This window comes from Rhizobium sp. B230/85 (genome assembly GCF_019355735.1).
Taxonomy (GTDB): Bacteria; Pseudomonadota; Alphaproteobacteria; order Rhizobiales; family Rhizobiaceae; genus Rhizobium; species Rhizobium rhododendri.
Genome location: NZ_CP072157.1, coordinates 1,120,380 through 1,137,860 on the forward strand (window position 1 = coordinate 1,120,380; position 17,481 = coordinate 1,137,860).

A 17,481-nucleotide genomic window follows, 5' to 3' on the forward strand; every position below is an offset into this window, starting at 1 on the left:
CTATGGAGTTGATGTCTCGAAGCTGTTCCACGCAATCACCGCCTCATCGATGGCCGCGCGTGCTTCCGGGATGTACTTGCCCATGGAAGCGAAGCCGTGGATCTGCGTCGGCCAATGGCGCAGGACCACGGGAACGGCGTCTTCCTTGAGGCGATCGGCATAGGCGACACCTTCGTCAGCGAGGATGTCGTGGCCGGCGATGGCTATAAATGCCGGGGCGGCACCTGAGAGGCTCTCTGCCTTAAGCGGCGAGACGCGCCAATCGTCGATATCGTCCGGCGTGCGAATATAATGATCGCGAAACCAGTGCATGGTCGAGGCCGGCAAGCCGAAGCCCTTTGCATAGCGCCGGTAGCTGTCTGCGGTCTGGGCAGCGTCGGTATTCGGATAGAGCAGCAGTTGCGCTGTCAATGGCGGCCGATCAGATACCCGGGACATCAGTGCCACCACCGCAGCGAGGTTGCCGCCGGCGCTGTCTCCGGCCACGGCGATTTTTTCTCGGTCGATGCCGAGCGTATCGGCCTCTCCGGTCATAAATGCCAGCGCCGCGAGGCAATCTTCAAGCCCGGCGGGGAATTTGTGTTCAGGCGCCAGGCGATAGTTGGGGCAGACGACCGTGCAGGCCGCGCTGTCGGCAAACCACCTGCAGATGTCATCATGGGACTCGAGGTTGCCGATCACCCATCCGCCGCCGTGAAGATACAGCAGCCCGCGCCCGCCGCTCTCCGGTGCACCGAGGCCGCGATAGATCCGGATGTCGATAGGGCCATTCGGTCCCGTGATCGTGCGGTTTTCAATAGAGGCGACAGGCTGCAGATCGCCTTTTAATGCGGGCGCTCCCGCGTTGTAATCTTTACGGGCCTGTTCCGGCGTGCCGTCCTCGAAAGGCCTCGATCTTGCGGCCCTGCCGAGATCGAGCACCCGCTGGGCTCCGGCATCGATTCTGCCAGTCATCGTCCCCTCTCCTGTCATGCGAGCAAGCTGCGCGCTTCATCCTCGCCGAGCAATGGTGGCTGCTGGAAAGTCCCGTCGATTGTGATCGATTGCTGGCTCTCTCCGGATGCAAGGATGGCTTCCATGATGACGAGAACATGCAACGCAAGATCGCCGGAGGCGCGCGGCGCCCTGCCTTCCTCGAGCGCCCGGACGAGGTCGGCGACGCCAAGCATCCGGTAATTTGCCCTGTCCGGTGCGGCATATGGCCAGTTTCTGGCGCCATAGAGTTCGCCGTCGCTATCGAAGTCCCGCCACTCGGCGCCGTGCTCGGACAGGGACACAGTGCCGCCGAATGTGTCGGGATCCGGCAGACGCAGCGAACCTTCCGTGCCGTGCAACTCGATCGGATGATTGGAGTGGCGGAAGACATCCCAGGAGGCGCCGAAATTCACCGTCGCGCCGGATTTGAATTCCAGAAGCGAGAGGACATTGGTCGGCGTGCCAACGGTGAAGGTCGTGTTCTGGAACGGGCCTTCAGCGGTGATCAGTCGCTCCTCCTGCCCCTTGGTGGCCATCGCCATGACGCGGACCACAGGGCCCAGCAGGTTGACCATCATCGTCAGGTAATAGGGTCCCATGTCGAAAACGGGGCCGCCGCCCGGCTGGTAGTAGAATTGCGGATTGGGATGCCAGTGCTCCATGCCGCGGCCCATCATGAAGGCGGTGCCGCTGACGGGACGGCCTATGGCTCCTTCCTCCATCAGGCGCCGCGCCCGCCGGCCGGCCGCACCGAGAAATGTGTCGGGTGCAGATCCGAGCAGAAGTCCACGCTGCCGTGCCTCTGCCACCAGAGTGCGTCCGTCCGCCGCCGATGTGGTCAGCGGCTTTTCGGTGAAGACGTGTTTGCCGGCCGAAAGCGCTGACATCGTCACATCGAAATGCACTGCCGGGATCGTGAGATTGAGGACAAGATCGATTTCCGGGTCGGCCAGCAGCTGGTCGACGGTGAGCGCGCGGATATTGTATTGGCCGGCCCGCAAGGCTGCCATATCGGGCGAGATATCGGCGCAGGCTCTCAACTCGACACCGGCAAACAGGGCTGCGTTGCGCAAATAGGTCATCGAAATATTGCCGCAACCAATTACGCCGAGGCCGATTTTTGCGTTGTTCTTTCTGGTCATAAAGCCAACTCCTCCCATTGCTTTCGCTGGTTGCCGCACCTCGATACGGCCTCCTCACCAGCGACTGATTGCCGGATTAAACCATTTTATTTCTTGACGCGCGACAAATTTTTATAAATCATGCGGAAATGCTGGCGCGGAGTTTTGGAGGTTGCCAGTCTTCCTGGGAGGGAAAACATGTCTGATGTTAAGGACGAGCCTTCGCGCTCGAATTCGACTTTAAATTCGCACATGATTGATCGCCGCCGGCTTCTTATCGGGGCGGCCGGGGCTGCGGTCGGTGCCGCTGCCCTTGGCGTCACCTCGAGCCTGGGCGTGCGCTCGGCCCGAGCCGCCGACCGGACAGAGATCAGCTTTGCCAGCGCCAGCTTCTTCGGCAAGGAAGGCCTCGGCGATCTCGTCAAGGCGTTCAACGAGTCGCAGGACCGCATCATGGTGAAGTTCATCGAACTGCCACCACCGAGTTCGTCGACCGAAGTCTATCAAGGGCTGATCCAGCAACTGGCCCGCCGCAACGGGACGCCCGACGTCTTCACGCAGGACGTCGTCTGGATTGCAGGTTTTGCCGCCGCAGGCTGGGCGCTGCCCCTCGACGAGTATTTCCCCAAGGAAAAGCGCACCGACTATTTCCCCGGCACGGTGGCTGCCTGCACTTATAATGAGAAGCTGACGGCGCTGCCTTGGTTCGTCGATTCCGGCATGTTCTATTATCGCAAGGACCTCGTCGAAAAGCACGGCGGCAAGGTCCCTGAAACCTGGGACGAGATGGCAACGATGGCGGCGGCCGCCCAGAAGGCCGGCGATGCCAAGTTCGGCTACCTCTGGCAGGGCAAGCAGGCCGAAGTGCTGATCTGCGATGCAGTCGAGATCATCACCTCGAACGGGGGCTCCATACTGGCGCCGGACGGGAAATCCTCCGTGGTCGGAGACAAGGCCGCGGTCGAGGCCATCCAGTTCCTCCACGACACGATCGACAAGACCAAGATCAGCCCGCAAAACGTTCTTTCCTGGGACGAAGAGCCTTCGCGCCAGCCATTCACGTCCGGCGAAGCGATGTTCATGCGCAACTGGTCCTACGTCTATCCGATTGCCCAGGATCCTAAGGCCTCGCAGGTTGTCGACAAGGTGGCGGTTGCGCCCTTGCCGCATTTTGCCGGCGGCAAGAGCGCGGCCTGCCTCGGCGGCTACCAGCTGGGTGTCAACGCCAACTCCAAGAAGCGCGAAGCCGCGATCGAGTTCTTGACCTGGATGTCGTCGCCGGCAACCCAGACCCGGCTGGCACTGAATTTCGGTCTGGCGCCTTCGCGTCCGGCGATCTTCGAGGATGCCAAGCTCAAGGCCGAGCAGCCCTTCATGGCGAGCCTGCAAAGCGTCTTCACCGGCGCCACACCACGGCCGATCACGCCACAATATGCCAAGGTCACGCTGGCGCTGCAGTCGAGTATCTCCAAAGCCCTGGTCAGCGGCGACGTGAAGACCGAGCTCGCAGCTGCCGCTGCGCAAATCAACAAGATCGTCGCCTGACATGGCGGTTTCAGCCACAGTCCCGGCAACGGGGCAGTCACGCAAAGCAAGGAGGGCGCTGCCACGCGCCCTCTGGCCATGGCTCCTGCTGTTGCCGGCTTTCCTGTCGCTTGCATCTGTGTCCTTCTATCCGATCGTCAACGGCCTCTATCTGTCGCTGACAAACCGCTCGCTGATCACCCAGGACAATGATTTCGTCGGCTTTGCCAACTACGTGCAACTGTTCAACGATCCGGCGTTCTGGAATGCCTGGCGCCATACGATGTGGTTTACCGTCGCATCCACTGTGCTGGAAACGCTGATCGGTCTCGGCATGGCCCTCATTCTCTGTGAAACCTTCGGGGGACGCGGGATTATCCGGGCGGCCATGCTCGTGCCTTGGGCAATGCCGACCGTGGTCACCTCCAAGATGTTCGGATGGCTGTTCGATGGCCAGCACGGCATCATCAATTTCATTCTCCTGCATCTCGGGCTGATCGACCAGAACGTCAACTGGTACGGATCGCCGAACACCGCCCTCCTCACCATCATCCTTGCCGACGTCTGGAAGACCACGCCGTTCATGGCGCTGCTGCTTCTGACCGGATTGCAGACCGTTCCGAAGTCTCTGATCGAGGCGGCGCGGATGGACGGCGCCAAGGCCTGGGTGATCTTCTGGAACATCCGCCTGCCGCTGCTGCTGCCAACGCTGCTGATCGCCGGACTGTTCCGTGCGCTGGACGCGTTCCGCATCTTCGACCTTGTCTACGTGCTGACCGGCGGCGGCCCCGCCGATTCCACCGAAACGCTGTCGACGCTGTCCTACAAGATCCTCTTTTCGACCCTGCAGTTCGGCTACGGCTCGGCAGTCTCCACGGCGATGTTCCTGACTGAAGGCGTGATCGCGGTGGTGTTCTGCCTCTTCCTCGTCCGGCAGATAAGGAAGACGACATGACCCAGGGCCGCTCCATTCTCCAGAGTACTGTGATCTATGCCGGTGCGCTGTTTATCCTGATATGGTCGGCCGGGCCGTTCCTCTGGCAGTTCTCGACCTCGCTGCAGCTCGACAAGGCGCTGACCGAAGGCACGCCGTCTCTCATTCCGCATCCCTTCACGCTGGAGCATTACTACAATGCGTTCGTCGAGAAGGGCCTGCATCACTATGTGCTGAACTCGCTGATCGTCTCGCTGTCGACCACGGCGCTCTGCCTGATCGTCGGTTCCCTGTCGGCCTTTGCGCTGTCGCGGCTCGATGTGAAGGGCCGGTTTGGGATCCTGATGGTGATCCTGTCGGTGTCGATGTTCCCGCAGATCGCGCTTGTCGGCCCGCTTTATCTGCTGGCCTCGGATCTCGGTCTCCTCGACACCCATACCGCTCTGATCATCACCTATCTTGCGCTGGGTCTGCCGTTGGTGACCTGGGTGCTGTTTGGCTATTTCGAAACCCTGCCGCGCGAAATCGACGAGGCGGCGCGGATGGATGGCGTCGGTGTCGTCGGCCTCCTCTGGCACATCATCCTGCCGATGTCGCTGCCGAGCCTTGTGACGACAGGGCTGCTGGCCTTCATTACCGCCTGGAACGAGTTCCTGTTCGCGCTGGCCTTCACCTCCGATCCCGACAGCCAGACCATTCCCGTCGGCATCGCCAACTTCACGAACCAGTACTACGTGCCCTGGGGAGATATCGCGGCTGCGTCGGCTGTCGTCACCGTGCCGCTCATCATACTCGTGCTGGTCTTCCAGCGACACATCATCGAAGGCCTGACGCAAGGCGGAATCAAGGAATAGACAATGACCACGGATTTCAAGGTCGGCTGCCAGACGTTTACATGGGAGATGCTGGGCGCCGGCTGGAGCGGGACCGCCGATGACCTGTTGGCAGCAATCGCCGCCGGCGGTTACGAGGGCATCGAAATCACCGATACGATGATCGGCCGCTATGCTGACAAGCCTGCCGATTTCAAGAAGGCGCTGGCCAACCACGGACTGCACCTGGTGTCCTTCGCCTTCGGCTCGCAGACGGGGTTCACGGTTGCCGACCGCATTGACGCCGATCTGGTCGTCGCGCAGCGCTGGGTCGATTTCGCTTCCCATTTCGAGGGCGCACTGGTGTCGATCGGCTCTGCCACGGTCGTATCGGACGGCCCACGCGGGGAGAAATTCAAAGTCGCCGCCGAGTTCTACAATCGTGCTGCGGCCCTCGGCCAGGCATCGGGCGTCACGGTGGCGGTGCATCCGAGTTCGCATCATAACACTCTGCTGTTCGACCGGGCCGATTACGACACGATCTTTGGGCTGCTGGATCCCGCGCTGGTCGGCTGGATCCCGGATACCGGGCACATCCTGCGCGGTCACGACGACATCCTCGACACTCTCAAAACCTACCAGGCCCGCATCCGCTACCTTCACCTCAAGGATGTCGATGCCAACGACCAGTGGGCGATGCTTGGCGAGGGCGTGCTCGACACGCCGGCCGTGCTCGACATCGTCGGCAAGGCGCCGAACTTCAACGGCTGGCTGGTGCTCGAGGAAGAATCGGAGACGGCGGGGCGCGATCCCGCTGCTGCCGTGAAACTCAACCGCCAGACAATGCGCGGCTATGGTGCATAAGGAAGAAGTGCAATGATCGAGAAAGAACAGCGTCGATTGCGGGTGGGCGTTCTCGGCTGTGGGCCGATTGCCCAATTTGCCCATCTCGAATCTTGTGTGAAAGCGCGTAACGCCGATCTCTACGCAATCTGCGATGCAGCACCGGATCTCCTGGCGCGCATGGGTGCGACCTACGAGCCGCAGAAGATGTACGGCGACTACGACGCCATGCTGGCCGATCCCGAGCTCGAAGCCGTGATCGTCGCCACCTCCGATGCCTACCATGTGCCGATGTCGATCAAGGCTCTCGACGCAGGCAAGCATGTTCTCTGCGAAAAACCGATCGGCGTTTCCGTCGAGGAAGGCCAGCAGCTGGCCGATGCGGTGAAGCGCTCGGGCAAGATCCTGCAGGTCGGCCACATGAAGCGCTTCGATCCGGCTCTGGAAGCGGCGCGCGACTTCGTGCGCGACGATATCGGCCAGATCTTCGCGCTCAAGGCCTGGTACTGCGATTCCACGCACCGCTACACCAACACCGACGCCGTCCAGCCGCTGCCGGTAACCAGCAAGCTGGCACGCAAGCCGGGCGGTAATCCGAAGGCCGATCTTCGGCAGTATTTCATGCTGGCGCACGGCTCTCATCTGGTCGATACGGCGCGCTTTTTCTGCGGCGAACTGGTCGCGGTCCGGGCACGCCTGCTGGAGCGAGCCGGTGCCTATTGCTGGTTCGTCGAAACCGAATTTGCCAACGGAGCGCTCGGCCATCTCGATCTGACCGTTGCCGCCAGGATGGATTGGCACGAGGGCTTCCAGCTCTATGGCGAGCACGGGTCCGTTCTCGCCAAGACCTTCAATCCCTGGTATTTCCGCGCCAGCGAGGTCGATATCTTCCACGAGAAGGACGCGACCACCCGCAGGCCTCTGGGCGCCGATGGGCATTTCTTCCGCCGCCAGCTGGAGGGTCTCGCCGATACGGTTCTGACCGGGGCTCCGATGCGCGGCGCCAATGTCGATGACGGCATTGCCTCGATCCGTGCCATGGTCGCCATTGCCCGTTCGGTTGAAACCGGCGAACGCGTCAAAATCGCATCCGTGACGGGATCGGTCTGATGCAGGTCGGTATCTTCGCCAAGACCTTTCCGGGGACAGATCCGCTTGCCGTCCTGTCGGCGGTCGCCGGCAACGGCTATTCAGCGACGCAGTTCAATCTTGCCTGCTGCGGCCTGCCATCGATGCCGGACGCCGTGCCGGAGAGCACTATCACCGCCATCCGGACGGCTGCCGAGACGAGTGGCGTCTCGCTGGTGGCGCTGTCCGGGACCTATAACATGGCCCATCCGGACCCTGCCGTCAGACAGGCCGGGCTGAGGCAGCTGGAGGTCGTGATCAGAACTGCTGCGGCGCTTGCCATTCCGCTGGTCACGCTCTGCACAGGCAGCCGCAACCCTGTCGATCAGTGGGCGCACCACCCGGACAATGCCGATCCTTCCGCCTGGGCCGACATGGCCCTGGAGATGGCCAAGGCCTTGGCACTGGCCGAAGGCTATGGCGTCATGCTCGGCATCGAGCCTGAGCAGGCGAACATCGTGACCTCGGCAGAAGATGCCATGCGACTGATCGCCGAGATGGGATCGCGCAAGCTGCGCATCGTCCTCGACCCCGCCAACCTCTTCGAGGCTGCCACGCCTGACGAGGCGCGATCCATCGTGGCGCGAGCGGTCGATACGGCTGCCGGACACGTCGCCATGGCGCACGCCAAGGACCGCCATGCGGATGGTAGCTTTGCCACTGCCGGCAAGGGCGTCGTGGATTTCGGCGATTTCCTCGCCCGCCTTAAAGCCTCCGGCTTCGACGGCGCCCTCGTTACCCATGGGCTCGCGGCCGATGAGGCCTCCGGCGTTGCAGCCTTCCTGAAGGGAATGGTCGGATGAGCGAGCCAGTCTATCTCACCCGCGACGATGCCGAGCTTGCCGTCTTCGACTTCGGCAACGGTCCGCCGGTGCTCTTCCAGCACGGGCTGGGAGGCAATGACGCGCAGGTGGCGCAGGCCTTTCCCGACGGCCGCGGCTTCAGGCGCCTGACTGTGGAATGTCGCGGCCATGGCAGCTCGTCGCTCGGCAGCCGGCGGCCGTTTTCAATCGCCATGTTTGCCGACGACGTTCTCGCGGCTGCCGATCGGTGCGGCATCGAGCGCCTCGCCGTCGGCGGTATTTCCATGGGCGCCGCCATCGCGCTCCATCTGGCCCATTTCCACAAGGACCGCATCGCAGCTCTGGTGTTGGTGCGGCCAGCCTGGACCTTCGATGCCGCGCCCGAAAACATGGCGCCGATCCGCACTGTCGGCAAACTCATCCTTACTCATCCGCTCGAGCAAGCACGCGACCTATTTGTCGCCTCAGAGACGGGGTCCGACCTTCAACGGGACGCGCCGGACAATTTCGCATCCCTGCTCGGCTATTTCGATCGACCTGACGCTGCCGCCTTCGCAAAGGTACTCGTCGATATCGCAAGCGACGGACCGGACGTGACCAAGACCTCGGCCGCTGCGCTTGACGTTCCGACGCTTGTCATCGGCAACCGCCAGGACGCTATCCATCCGCTGTCATCAGCCGAAACGCTTGCGGCCACAATTCCAGGCGCCGCCTTCGTCGAGATCGCCGCCAAGGCTGCCGACAAGGCCCGTCATTTCGCAGAGACCCAAAGCGCCATCTCGCAATTCCTCTCCTCTGAAACCCTCCGGAGCCGTTTCGCATCATGATCACGAAGACCCTCTCTGGCCCCGCCGCCATCGCCGCCCTCCCCCGCGACCGCCTGCTCGGCGAATTCTCACTCTGGTCGGCCGATCTTATAAACATGGAAACCGATCTCAAACGGATCGAGGATCACGTCGACCTGCATCATATCGACGTTGCGGATGCGCGCTTTACCCCGGGCTTCCTGTTCTTCCCCGATCTCGTGGCCCGCATTGCCAAGTCCACCGCAAAGCCCATCCACGTTCACCTGATGGTCGAAGCCGAGATCGTCGAGGAGCAGACCCGTCAGTTCATCGAGGCCGGTGCCGACCTCATCAGCGTCCATGCGGAAAACGGCGAGGCCGGTCTTCGGGCATTGGCGATCGCCAAGGAAATGGGCGCAGCCGGCGGTGTTGTCCTGCGGCTGGAGACGTCGGTGGAAGCGGTCAAGCCGTTCCTGCCGCATGTTGCCTTCGTGACGTTGCTCGGAACGTCCATCGGCGTGAAAGGTCAGAGCCTGTCGGAAAAGGCATGTGATCGGCTGATCGAGGCGCGCGCGCTCATCCGCGCTGCCGGCCGTGAAGCCGAAATCGTCCTTGCCGCAGATGGTGGCATTCGCGAACAGACCGTGCCGCTTCTGCGCGCTGCTGGCGCCGAGACAGTCGTCCTGGGGTCGCTGGCCTTTGGCGACAAGGATCTGGCCGCCCGGATGAAATGGCTGCATGCCCTGGAAAGCCACGCCCAGTGACAGACGCCGCCCTCGCATTCGACCTCGGTGGAACGGAGCTGCGGGCCGCGATGGTGAACCGCGCGGGCGACCTGCTGTCATTCCTGTCGGTGCCAACGCTGGCAGCGGACGGGCCGCGTGCCGTCATCGGACAGATGCAGGCGCTAGCCGCCGAGATCAGGGGGCAAACGCCAAACATCGAACCGGTCGGCGTCGGCGTCGGTGCTCCCGGGCCGCTCGATCCCGTTTCCGGCATTGTCATTGCGCCGCCGACGCTCACCGGCTGGCATGACGTTCCGCTCGCAGACATCCTGCTGGAGCACTTCAAGCTGCCGGTCTGGCTCGAGAACGACGCCAACGCCGCCGCTCTCGGCGAGTGGCGATACGGCGCCGGCAGAGGTGCGGCCTCCATGGTCTTTGCCACCGTTTCGACCGGTATCGGTGGCGGCGTCATCGCCGAAGGCCGTATCCTGCACGGGCGACGGGGGCTTGCGGCTGAAATCGGCCATATGACGATCACCAACGAGGGAGAGCGCTGCTTTTGCGGCGCGATCGGCTGCTTCGAAGCCTTGGCCTCGGGCACCGCGCTTGGCCGAAGGGCGACCACCGGCACGCGGCCTTTCGACGGATCGATGATGCGGGCGCTGTCGGCCGATGGCGATGTCACCGGCCGGCATGTCGTCGATGCGGCACGCCGGGGTGATCGGCAGGCGCTGGAGATGCTGGCGGTCGAAGCTCGCTGGCTTGGCATCGGTCTCACCAATCTGCTGCACCTCTATTCGCCAGACATCATTGTCGTCGGCGGTGGCATCTCCCACGGCTTTGATATGCTGCATGCACAGATCAAGGCCACGGTCGCCGAGCGTGCCATGTCCGCCTACCGCGACGTTCCGATTGTCGCGGCCCAACTCGGTCGTCACGCCGGGCTGATCGGGGCGGCGAGCCTGGTCCTGCACAGCGACGACAGGGATGCCGCAACGTCCGCGGCCCACCCGAACAATTCAGGCGGGGACAGTCCCGCCAGCACAACGGAGGCTCGTCATGGCCAATCTTAAACTGCGCGATGCCCGCAAGGCCTATGGTGCGGTCGAAGTCATCAAGGGCATCGACCTCGACGTCGTCGACCGCGAATTCGTGGTGTTCGTTGGGCCATCGGGCTGTGGCAAGTCCACCCTGCTGCGGATGATCGCCGGTCTCGAGAATATCACCGGCGGCGATCTTGTCATCGATGGTGTCCGGGCGAACGATATCGATCCCTCCGAGCGTGGGCTGGCCATGGTGTTCCAGTCCTATGCGCTATACCCGCACATGACGGTGGCGGAAAACATGGGCTTTGCACTCCGGATCGCCGGCATCCCGGTCAGTGAGCGCGACGCCAAGGTCAACGCGGCAGCCAAGGTCCTGGAGCTCTCGCACCTGCTCGACCGGCGACCCAAAGATCTGTCCGGCGGGCAGCGCCAGCGCGTTGCCATCGGCCGGGCCATCGTCCGCAACCCGAAGATCTTCCTGTTCGACGAGCCGCTGTCCAATCTCGACGCCGCCTTGCGCGTCAACATGCGTCTCGAACTGATGCGTCTGCACCAGACGCTGGAAGCGACGATGATCTATGTCACCCATGACCAGATAGAGGCGATGACCATGGCCGACAAGATCGTCGTGCTGAATGCCGGCCGCATCGAGCAGGTGGGATCGCCGCTCGATCTCTACAATCACCCGGCCAATATCTTTGTTGCCGGCTTCATCGGCTCGCCGAAGATGAACCTGCTGCCGGTCCGCGTCGATGCCATTGGTCCGGTTGGCGTGACAGTGGTTGCTTTGGACGGTGTTGAGATACCCGTCGCTGTCGCCCCTGGCGAGATCAAGGTCGGCGATGAAATCACGCTCGGGATCCGGCCGGAGCATATCCGTATCGGCGAGACCGGTCAGTTCGACGGCAAGGCTATCCTTGCCGAACGGCTTGGCGGATTGACGGTCTTTCACGTCGACATCTCGCCTGACATATCACTTGTGGTACAGACGGATGGCGCTGACAAAACCGCCCTCCATGCCCCGATCAAGCTCGGCATAGAGCCGCACAACTGCCATCTCTTCGACAAGGCCGGGAAGGCTCTCGCCAAGTTGAACTGACAAGGACCGCTCGCCATGCGATCGGTCATTCCTTCGAAATCGAGGTAAGAGACATGACATTCACACGCGAAACCCTGACCCTCAGCCATGCCGGCGCGTTGCAGGCCGTATCGGCCGCAGTCGACAAGGCCGTCGCGATGGGCGTGCCCCAGTGCATCCACATCGTCGATGCCAGCGGCGAGACGATCGCCAGCCTGCGCATGGACGGCGCCAAATATCTCAGCATGCACACCGCCCGCGCCAAGGCCCGCACCGCGGCGTCGATCAACGCGCCGACGGGCGGCATGGCCTTTGAATTCGGGGCCGCCGCCGGCATCGCCTCCCAGGGCGGCGTCACCCACCTGCCGGGCGGCCTGCCGATCCGTTTCGCCGGCAAGCTTGCAGGCGCCATCGGCATCGGTTCCGGCAGCGGCGACCAGGATTTCGAAGTCGCCCGCGCCGCGCTCGCCGCCATCGGCGCAGATCCGGTCTGAGGATTTGCTGGCGTTAGCAGCTGAAAGACCTGCTAACGCAGACCGCCGTCACGCGGTGCACGACCGATGGCGAGGAGTTTGCGACATGTTTGCTTCCAATTCGCGCCTGATGACGTTCGTAGCTATCTCGGCATTATTTCTCGTAAGTTGGGGTATCGCCGCTGCTAACGAGGTCAAAGTAATTCCACGACCGCCAAAGCAAGGTGCCGCGAGCACGTCCGCCGCTGCGTCCCGGGATCAGTCGGCGCACATCGGTATCAGGTGCGGTGTCTCCGGACGAAATGGCAAGGACGGGAAAGCCGGCAAAGGTACCGCTGCCGGCAAGGGCGGAAGAGCCGGCGTAGAACCTTGCGCAAACTGAGTTTATCTTTGCCGACAGGCGAATGATCGCTCCCAGGCCCTAGCGGCGGGTCGAGGACATCAACGGGGCATCCGCTTGTGATCAAAGACCCCAAACGGGTCCATCGGCAGTGAGCTCAATAGGCACCGGCGGACCACAGACGTCAACAGTGGGGCCGCCGAGTTGATTCCAGCGGAACAGGTTGAGGTGCCACCCGCCCGGGATAAGGCGCGATCTGTCGATAATTCCATCAGCGCCGGCGCGCCGGGCTATGTCTGCGTTGTGCCAGGAGGGTGGCTCCCGACCCTCCGACAACGCAGTTTGCCAGGACTCATTTGACGATTCTCGATCGATACCAAGCTGACTGCAAGCGTTCTCGTCATGTTGATCGAGCACAAGAGCTTGGCCGACGTGAAGCGGGACAACGACGCGTGGCCGACTGTCCTGACGCATGTATCCGGCTATCGCCATAACGGCCCATTCGAAGGTCGCGCTCGTATAAAGTGTTGGCTCTCCGTGCCGGTGATAACGACCTGCATGCGTCGCAATGGGAGGTTCCAGCACGTGGTCAACATGATCCAACAAAACAGAACGGAAGAAGCGTCCGGAAATCTTCCTAAAGTGACCTTGGATCTCGATCATGCAGTTACTCATTTAGCCAACCGACGGCAAACCGATGAATTATCCCGAGATTAAGACGGTCGAGTGACGCGCGTAGAAGCGCCCAATATCTACCATGTGATCCAAAGTGGCCCTGCTGTCGGTCCTCGCGTGTGACCTTTCACGCGATTGCGCCAGAAACCTATGACGAAAGCGGCCCTTGAACCTGATCTACAAGTCCAGCCAACCCTCGCAGCTTTTGCGGGACATCGCCGCCATAGGCCCAATCCAGCAGTTCTATCGTGTGCAGGATCGGGGTTGCGGTGCCGGTGGCGATCTGGGTGATGCAGCCGATGTTGCCGGTGGCGATGATATCGGCGCGGGTGGCTTCGAGATTGCGCACCTTGCGGGCCTTGAGCTGGCCGGAAATGACGGGCTGCATGATGTTGTAGGTGCCGGCCGAGCCGCAGCAGAGATGACCTTCGGCGGGATCCTTCACGGTAAAGCCAGCAGCTTTCAGCAGCAGCTTCGGCGCGGTGGTGATCTTCTGGCCATGCTGCATCGAGCAGGCGGAATGATAGGCGACGGCGATGCCCTTTGGCTGCTGTCGCGGGAGATCCAGCCCTGACAGATATTCGGTGATGTCCTTGGTCAGCGCCGAGACCCGGGCCGCCTTTTCTGCGTAGGCCGGGTCGAGCCGCAGCATATGGCCGTAGTCCTTGATCGTCGTGCCGCAGCCGGAGGCGGTGATGATGATGGCATCGAGGCCACCCCGGTCGATTTCGCCGACCCAGACGTCGACATTGGCGCGCGCCTGCACCAGCGCCTGATGCTCGCGGCCCATATGGTGGACAAGCGAGCCGCAGCATACCTCGCCGGCTGGTACCACGACCTCGACGCCGAGCCGCGTCAGCAGCCGGATCGTCGCCGCGTTGATCGCCGGATCGAGCACCGGTTGCGCACATCCCGTCAGGATCGCCACGCGGCCGCGCTTTTCAGCCTTCGGGGCATGGGTGCCGGGTTTTGCGAATGGCGAGGACGGCGGGATGGCGCGGGGTGCGAGGTCGAGCATCGTTGCAAAAGGCAGCAGCGCCGGCACGCGCCGAAGCAGCGAGGCAAACGGCCGCCCCAGCCTGGCGAGACCGAGCGCCAGTCGGAAGCGGCGGGGGTAAGGCAGGACCGATGCCAGCAGATTGCGGATCATGCGGTCCATCAGCGGCCGCTTGTAGGTTTCCTCGATATGGGCGCGGGCGTGGTCGATGAGGTGGGTATAGTCGACACCGGACGGACAGGTGGTGACGCAGGCAAGGCACGACAGGCAGCGGTCGATGTGGGTCACCACTTCGGCGTCGGCGGCCCGGCCGTTTTCCAGCATGTCCTTGATCAGGTAGATCCTGCCGCGCGGGCTATCGAGCTCGTTGCCGAGCGTCACATAGGTCGGACAGGTGGCGGTGCAGAAGCCGCAATGGACGCATTTTCGCAGGATCTGCTCCGAAAAAGCAACGCTCGGATCGGTCAGCTGTTCGGCGGTGAAATTGGTCTGCATCGGATCTTTCGCTGATGGGGAACGTCACCGCTCATCCCATCTTCCCTGGATTGAATATGCCTGCCGGATCGAATTTCTGTTTGATACGCGCCGAGAGAAGCGCCACCGCTGGCTGTTGCGGCTCGAAGGCGTCGTTTTGCGCGCGGGCGTCCGGCGTGGCGCGCAGCAATGTCGCGTGACCGCCGCCGGCATTGGCGATGTGACGGCGCAGCACGGCGCCATCCGGCTCGGCTTCCATCCGCAGCCATACAAGGCCGCCCTGCCAGTCGTAGAAGGCATCGACTCCGGCCTCCTGCCTAAGGGCGGCGACCAGCCGATGGCCGGCGCCGGGGGCGACGGAGACACGCCAGACCGGCCGCATCGTGCCGTCGGCAAAGGGCACGACATCGCGTATCGCGCGCCACACGGCTTTGCTTTCGGCATCCGGCAGCTGGCCGACGGGGCCGATGCCTGCCATGGCGCGACTGAGTTTCTCCATCCGCACGTCAACCGATGCGGCAAGACCTTCGATGCGCAGGACCATGGCGCAATGAGCGGACCAGGCGGCGGGCGCGAATGTCGAGGCGACCGTGACCGGCAGGTGCGCGGCACCCGATACCTCTACCGACAGCGCCATGGCGGCGGCCATCGCCTTGGTCGCAGCTTCATCCGTAAGATCGGAGATCACGAGCGTCTGCTCCGTCTTGGGGCTCGGCGGTACGCGGAAAGTGACCTCGGTGAGCAGGCCAAGCGTGCCGTGCGACCCGGCCATCAGTTTGGGAAGATCCAGCCCGGTGACATTCTTCATCACCCGCCCGCCCGCCTTGACGATCTCGCCGCGACCGTTGACGAAACGCACGCCGAGCAGGCTGTCGCGGGCAGCCCCTGCGAGGATGCGACGCGGGCCGGACGCATTGGCGGCGAAAATGCCGCCGATGGTCGGAACCCCGGAAGTTGCCATCAGGGGAGAATGGTTCATGGGCTCGAAGGCCATCATCTGGTGGCTGGCCGCCAGCGCCGCCTCGATTTCCTCGACTGGCGTGCCTGCACGCGCCGTCATTACCATCTCGCCGGGATTATAGGCGACGATGCCCGTCATTCCGCGCGACGTCAGCTCCGAATGGGTGGAAACTGCATTGCCGAAACCGGCGCGACTGTTGCCGCCAACGATCGACAGCGCGTGGCCTTTGGAGGCGTGATCGCGGATGATAGTGGCCGCTTCCTCTTCCGTGGTCGGGATCAGCGTCATCGGGCGGCGCGTCCATCGAGGGGGAAGACCTTGGAGGGGTTGAGAAGCCAGCCTTCGTCGAAGGCGCTGCGGGCTGCCATCATCTGGGCGAGGTCGACCTCGGCATATTGATGCCGCATAAGGTCGCGTTTCTCGATGCCGACCCCGTGCTCGCCGGTCAGACAGCCGCCTGCATCGACGCAGAGCCTCAGGATGTCCATGCCGGCCGCCTCGGCGTCGGCGGATTCCTTCGGGTCGTTGGCATTGAACAGGATCAGCGGATGCATGTTGCCATCTCCGGCATGGAAGACGTTGGCGACCCGCAGGCCGTAGCGCGCAACGATTTCGCCGGTCTTCTGCAGCACGTAGGACAACTGGCTGAGTGGCACCGTGCCGTCCATGCAGATATAGTCGGCAATGCGTCCGGTGGCGCCGAAAGCCGATTTACGGCCCTTCCAGATCAGTGCCGCCTCTGTGGCCGACTGGCATTCGCGGACGGTCTTCACCTGGTGCCGGCCGGCGATCTCGACGATGCTCTTCAGCATCAGGTCCATCTCGGCCTCCGATCCCTCGACCTCGACGATCAGCAGCGCGCCGACATCGAGCGGATAGCCGGCATGGGCAAAGGCCTCGCAGATCTCGATCGCCTGTTTGTCCATGAATTCCATGGCAACGGGGATGATGCCTGACGCGATGACCTCGGAAACGCAGGCGCCTGCATGCTCCGACGTGTCGAAGCCGAAAAGCACCGGGCGGGCTCCCTCAGGCTTGGCGATCAGCCGCACCGTCGCCTCGGTGACGATTCCTAGCTGGCCTTCAGAGCCGCAGATGAGGCCGAGGAGATCGTAGCCGGACGCATCGAGCGCCTTGCCGCCGAGTGTGATGACGGTGCCATCGACGAGCACCATGGTGACGCCGAGCAGGTTGTTGGTCGTCACGCCGTATTTCAGACAGTGCGCGCCGCCGGAATTCATGGCGATATTGCCGCCGATGGTGCAGGCGAGTTGCGAGCTCGGGTCCGGGGCGTAGAAGAAGCCGTCGCCGGAGACGCGTTCGGAAATGCTGAGATTGGTGACGCCGGCCTGAACGGTGGCGGTGCGGTTGTCAAAATCGATATCGAGGATGGTGTTCATCTTCGACAGGCCGATGACGACGGCGTCTTCCTGCGGAATGGCCCCGCCGGAGAGCGAGGTGCCCGCGCCGCGCGGCACGACCGGGATACCGTTTCGGTGGCAGTAGTCGAGCACGACGGCCACATCGTCAGTCGTGCGCGGCAAAGCCACCGCCAGCGGCATGCGCCTGTAGGAAACGAAGGCGTCCGTCTCGAACGGCATGAGTTCGCGCGGCTCGTGGATGAGGCACTCCGACGGCAGGAGACCGACGAGGTCGGCAACGATCTCCGCGCGTCGGGCCAGTACATCCGGCCGCAGCGTCAGGAACTCGATCGCATCAGTCATGGCGCCCTCCTCAGCGACACCCAGAAGCTTCATGTCTAGCATATCCGGCATTCTTGCCAAGCG

17 protein-coding genes are annotated in these 17,481 nt (G+C 62.9%); 11 read left to right on the forward strand and 6 right to left on the reverse strand.

What is annotated here, in order from left to right; all coding sequences use genetic code 11:
* Both J5289_RS23185 and J5289_RS23190 read right to left on the reverse strand, forming a co-directional pair.
* Window positions 1–954, reverse strand: coding sequence for an alpha/beta hydrolase (locus J5289_RS23185; protein WP_209207168.1), 954 nt, complete (start codon window positions 952–954; stop codon window positions 1–3).
* A 14-nt stretch (window positions 955–968) separates the two neighbouring features.
* Window positions 969–2,117, reverse strand: coding sequence for a Gfo/Idh/MocA family protein (locus J5289_RS23190; protein WP_209207167.1), 1,149 nt, complete (start codon window positions 2,115–2,117; stop codon window positions 969–971).
* Between the two features lie 177 nt (window positions 2,118–2,294).
* Between J5289_RS23190 and J5289_RS23195 the strand changes: the two genes are divergently transcribed.
* Genes J5289_RS23195 through J5289_RS23245 form a run of 11 tightly spaced genes read left to right on the forward strand, consistent with a single transcriptional unit; the run spans window position 2,295 to window position 12,268 of the window.
* Entirely contained in the window at window positions 2,295–3,641 is a 1,347-nt protein-coding gene (locus J5289_RS23195) for an ABC transporter substrate-binding protein (protein WP_209207166.1), read from the forward strand.
* A 1-nt stretch (window position 3,642) separates the two neighbouring features.
* A complete protein-coding gene (locus tag J5289_RS23200; RefSeq protein WP_142832224.1) occupies window positions 3,643–4,575 on the forward strand; it encodes a carbohydrate ABC transporter permease in 933 nt (310 codons plus the stop codon).
* Window positions 4,572–5,408 (forward strand): carbohydrate ABC transporter permease, encoded by an 837-nt coding sequence (locus J5289_RS23205; RefSeq protein ID WP_209188181.1) that lies wholly within the window; start codon window positions 4,572–4,574, stop codon window positions 5,406–5,408. Before J5289_RS23200 ends, J5289_RS23205 begins: the two co-directional genes overlap by 4 nt.
* 3 nt (window positions 5,409–5,411) lie before the next feature.
* On the forward strand, window positions 5,412–6,230 hold the full coding sequence (locus J5289_RS23210; protein WP_209207165.1) for a sugar phosphate isomerase/epimerase: 819 nt from the start codon (window positions 5,412–5,414) through the stop codon (window positions 6,228–6,230).
* A gap of 12 nt (window positions 6,231–6,242) precedes the next feature.
* Window positions 6,243–7,319, forward strand: coding sequence for a Gfo/Idh/MocA family protein (locus J5289_RS23215; RefSeq protein WP_209207164.1), 1,077 nt, complete (start codon window positions 6,243–6,245; stop codon window positions 7,317–7,319).
* On the forward strand, window positions 7,319–8,140 hold the full coding sequence (locus J5289_RS23220) for a sugar phosphate isomerase/epimerase (RefSeq protein ID WP_209186304.1): 822 nt from the start codon (window positions 7,319–7,321) through the stop codon (window positions 8,138–8,140). The genes J5289_RS23215 and J5289_RS23220 overlap by 1 nt, the downstream gene beginning before the upstream one ends.
* Window positions 8,137–8,967 carry an alpha/beta fold hydrolase gene (locus tag J5289_RS23225; RefSeq protein WP_209186305.1) on the forward strand — a complete coding sequence of 277 codons (831 nt, stop codon included), beginning with the start codon at window positions 8,137–8,139 and terminating at the stop codon, window positions 8,965–8,967. The genes J5289_RS23220 and J5289_RS23225 overlap by 4 nt, the downstream gene beginning before the upstream one ends.
* Entirely contained in the window at window positions 8,964–9,689 is a 726-nt protein-coding gene (locus J5289_RS23230) for a ribulose-phosphate 3-epimerase (RefSeq protein WP_209186306.1), read from the forward strand. Before J5289_RS23225 ends, J5289_RS23230 begins: the two co-directional genes overlap by 4 nt.
* A complete protein-coding gene (locus J5289_RS23235; protein WP_209188184.1) occupies window positions 9,686–10,723 on the forward strand; it encodes an ROK family protein in 1,038 nt (345 codons plus the stop codon). Before J5289_RS23230 ends, J5289_RS23235 begins: the two co-directional genes overlap by 4 nt.
* The gene (locus J5289_RS23240) at window positions 10,710–11,795 is read left to right on the forward strand and encodes an ABC transporter ATP-binding protein (RefSeq protein WP_209186308.1); all 1,086 of its coding nucleotides are present in this window, start codon (window positions 10,710–10,712) and stop codon (window positions 11,793–11,795) included. Before J5289_RS23235 ends, J5289_RS23240 begins: the two co-directional genes overlap by 14 nt.
* A 53-nt stretch (window positions 11,796–11,848) precedes the next feature.
* Entirely contained in the window at window positions 11,849–12,268 is a 420-nt protein-coding gene (locus J5289_RS23245) for a heme-binding protein (protein ID WP_142832233.1), read from the forward strand.
* A 442-nt stretch (window positions 12,269–12,710) separates the two neighbouring features.
* Here the strand turns inward: J5289_RS23245 and J5289_RS23250 are convergent, their stop codons facing one another.
* From J5289_RS23250 to J5289_RS23265, 4 genes are all read right to left on the reverse strand, one after another.
* A complete protein-coding gene (locus J5289_RS23250) occupies window positions 12,711–13,250 on the reverse strand; it encodes an RES family NAD+ phosphorylase (RefSeq protein WP_247749414.1) in 540 nt (179 codons plus the stop codon).
* A gap of 160 nt (window positions 13,251–13,410) precedes the next feature.
* Window positions 13,411–14,754: a glycolate oxidase subunit GlcF gene (gene glcF, locus J5289_RS23255; RefSeq protein ID WP_142832235.1), complete on the reverse strand. Its 1,344-nt coding sequence runs from the start codon at window positions 14,752–14,754 to the stop codon at window positions 13,411–13,413.
* A gap of 31 nt (window positions 14,755–14,785) precedes the next feature.
* Window positions 14,786–15,982: an FAD-binding protein gene (locus J5289_RS23260; RefSeq protein ID WP_209207163.1), complete on the reverse strand. Its 1,197-nt coding sequence runs from the start codon at window positions 15,980–15,982 to the stop codon at window positions 14,786–14,788.
* On the reverse strand, window positions 15,979–17,418 hold the full coding sequence (locus J5289_RS23265) for an FAD-linked oxidase C-terminal domain-containing protein (protein WP_209207162.1): 1,440 nt from the start codon (window positions 17,416–17,418) through the stop codon (window positions 15,979–15,981). The genes J5289_RS23260 and J5289_RS23265 overlap by 4 nt, the downstream gene beginning before the upstream one ends.
* Window positions 17,419–17,481 lie beyond the last annotated feature (63 nt).

Bases quoted from the DNA above. Each gene is read 5' to 3' on its own strand.
- J5289_RS23210 (WP_209207165.1), top strand. From the start codon at position 5,412: ATGACCACGGATTTCAAGGTCGGCTGCCAGACGTTTACATGGGAGATG.
- J5289_RS23215 (WP_209207164.1), top strand. From the start codon at position 6,243: ATGATCGAGAAAGAACAGCGTCGATTGCGGGTGGGCGTTCTCGGCTGT.
- J5289_RS23245 (WP_142832233.1), top strand. From the start codon at position 11,849: ATGACATTCACACGCGAAACCCTGACCCTCAGCCATGCCGGCGCGTTG.
- J5289_RS23185 (WP_209207168.1), bottom strand. From the start codon at position 954: ATGACTGGCAGAATCGATGCCGGAGCCCAGCGGGTGCTCGATCTCGGC.
- J5289_RS23265 (WP_209207162.1), bottom strand. From the start codon at position 17,418: ATGACTGATGCGATCGAGTTCCTGACGCTGCGGCCGGATGTACTGGCC.
- J5289_RS23195 (WP_209207166.1), top strand. From the start codon at position 2,295: ATGTCTGATGTTAAGGACGAGCCTTCGCGCTCGAATTCGACTTTAAAT.
- J5289_RS23200 (WP_142832224.1), top strand. From the start codon at position 3,643: ATGGCGGTTTCAGCCACAGTCCCGGCAACGGGGCAGTCACGCAAAGCA.
- J5289_RS23260 (WP_209207163.1), bottom strand. From the start codon at position 15,982: ATGACGCTGATCCCGACCACGGAAGAGGAAGCGGCCACTATCATCCGC.
- J5289_RS23240 (WP_209186308.1), top strand. From the start codon at position 10,710: ATGGCCAATCTTAAACTGCGCGATGCCCGCAAGGCCTATGGTGCGGTC.
- J5289_RS23250 (WP_247749414.1), bottom strand. From the start codon at position 13,250: ATGATCGAGATCCAAGGTCACTTTAGGAAGATTTCCGGACGCTTCTTC.
- J5289_RS23205 (WP_209188181.1), top strand. From the start codon at position 4,572: ATGACCCAGGGCCGCTCCATTCTCCAGAGTACTGTGATCTATGCCGGT.
- glcF (WP_142832235.1), bottom strand. From the start codon at position 14,754: ATGCAGACCAATTTCACCGCCGAACAGCTGACCGATCCGAGCGTTGCT.
- J5289_RS23220 (WP_209186304.1), top strand. From the start codon at position 7,319: ATGCAGGTCGGTATCTTCGCCAAGACCTTTCCGGGGACAGATCCGCTT.
- J5289_RS23225 (WP_209186305.1), top strand. From the start codon at position 8,137: ATGAGCGAGCCAGTCTATCTCACCCGCGACGATGCCGAGCTTGCCGTC.
- J5289_RS23230 (WP_209186306.1), top strand. From the start codon at position 8,964: ATGATCACGAAGACCCTCTCTGGCCCCGCCGCCATCGCCGCCCTCCCC.
- J5289_RS23190 (WP_209207167.1), bottom strand. From the start codon at position 2,117: ATGACCAGAAAGAACAACGCAAAAATCGGCCTCGGCGTAATTGGTTGC.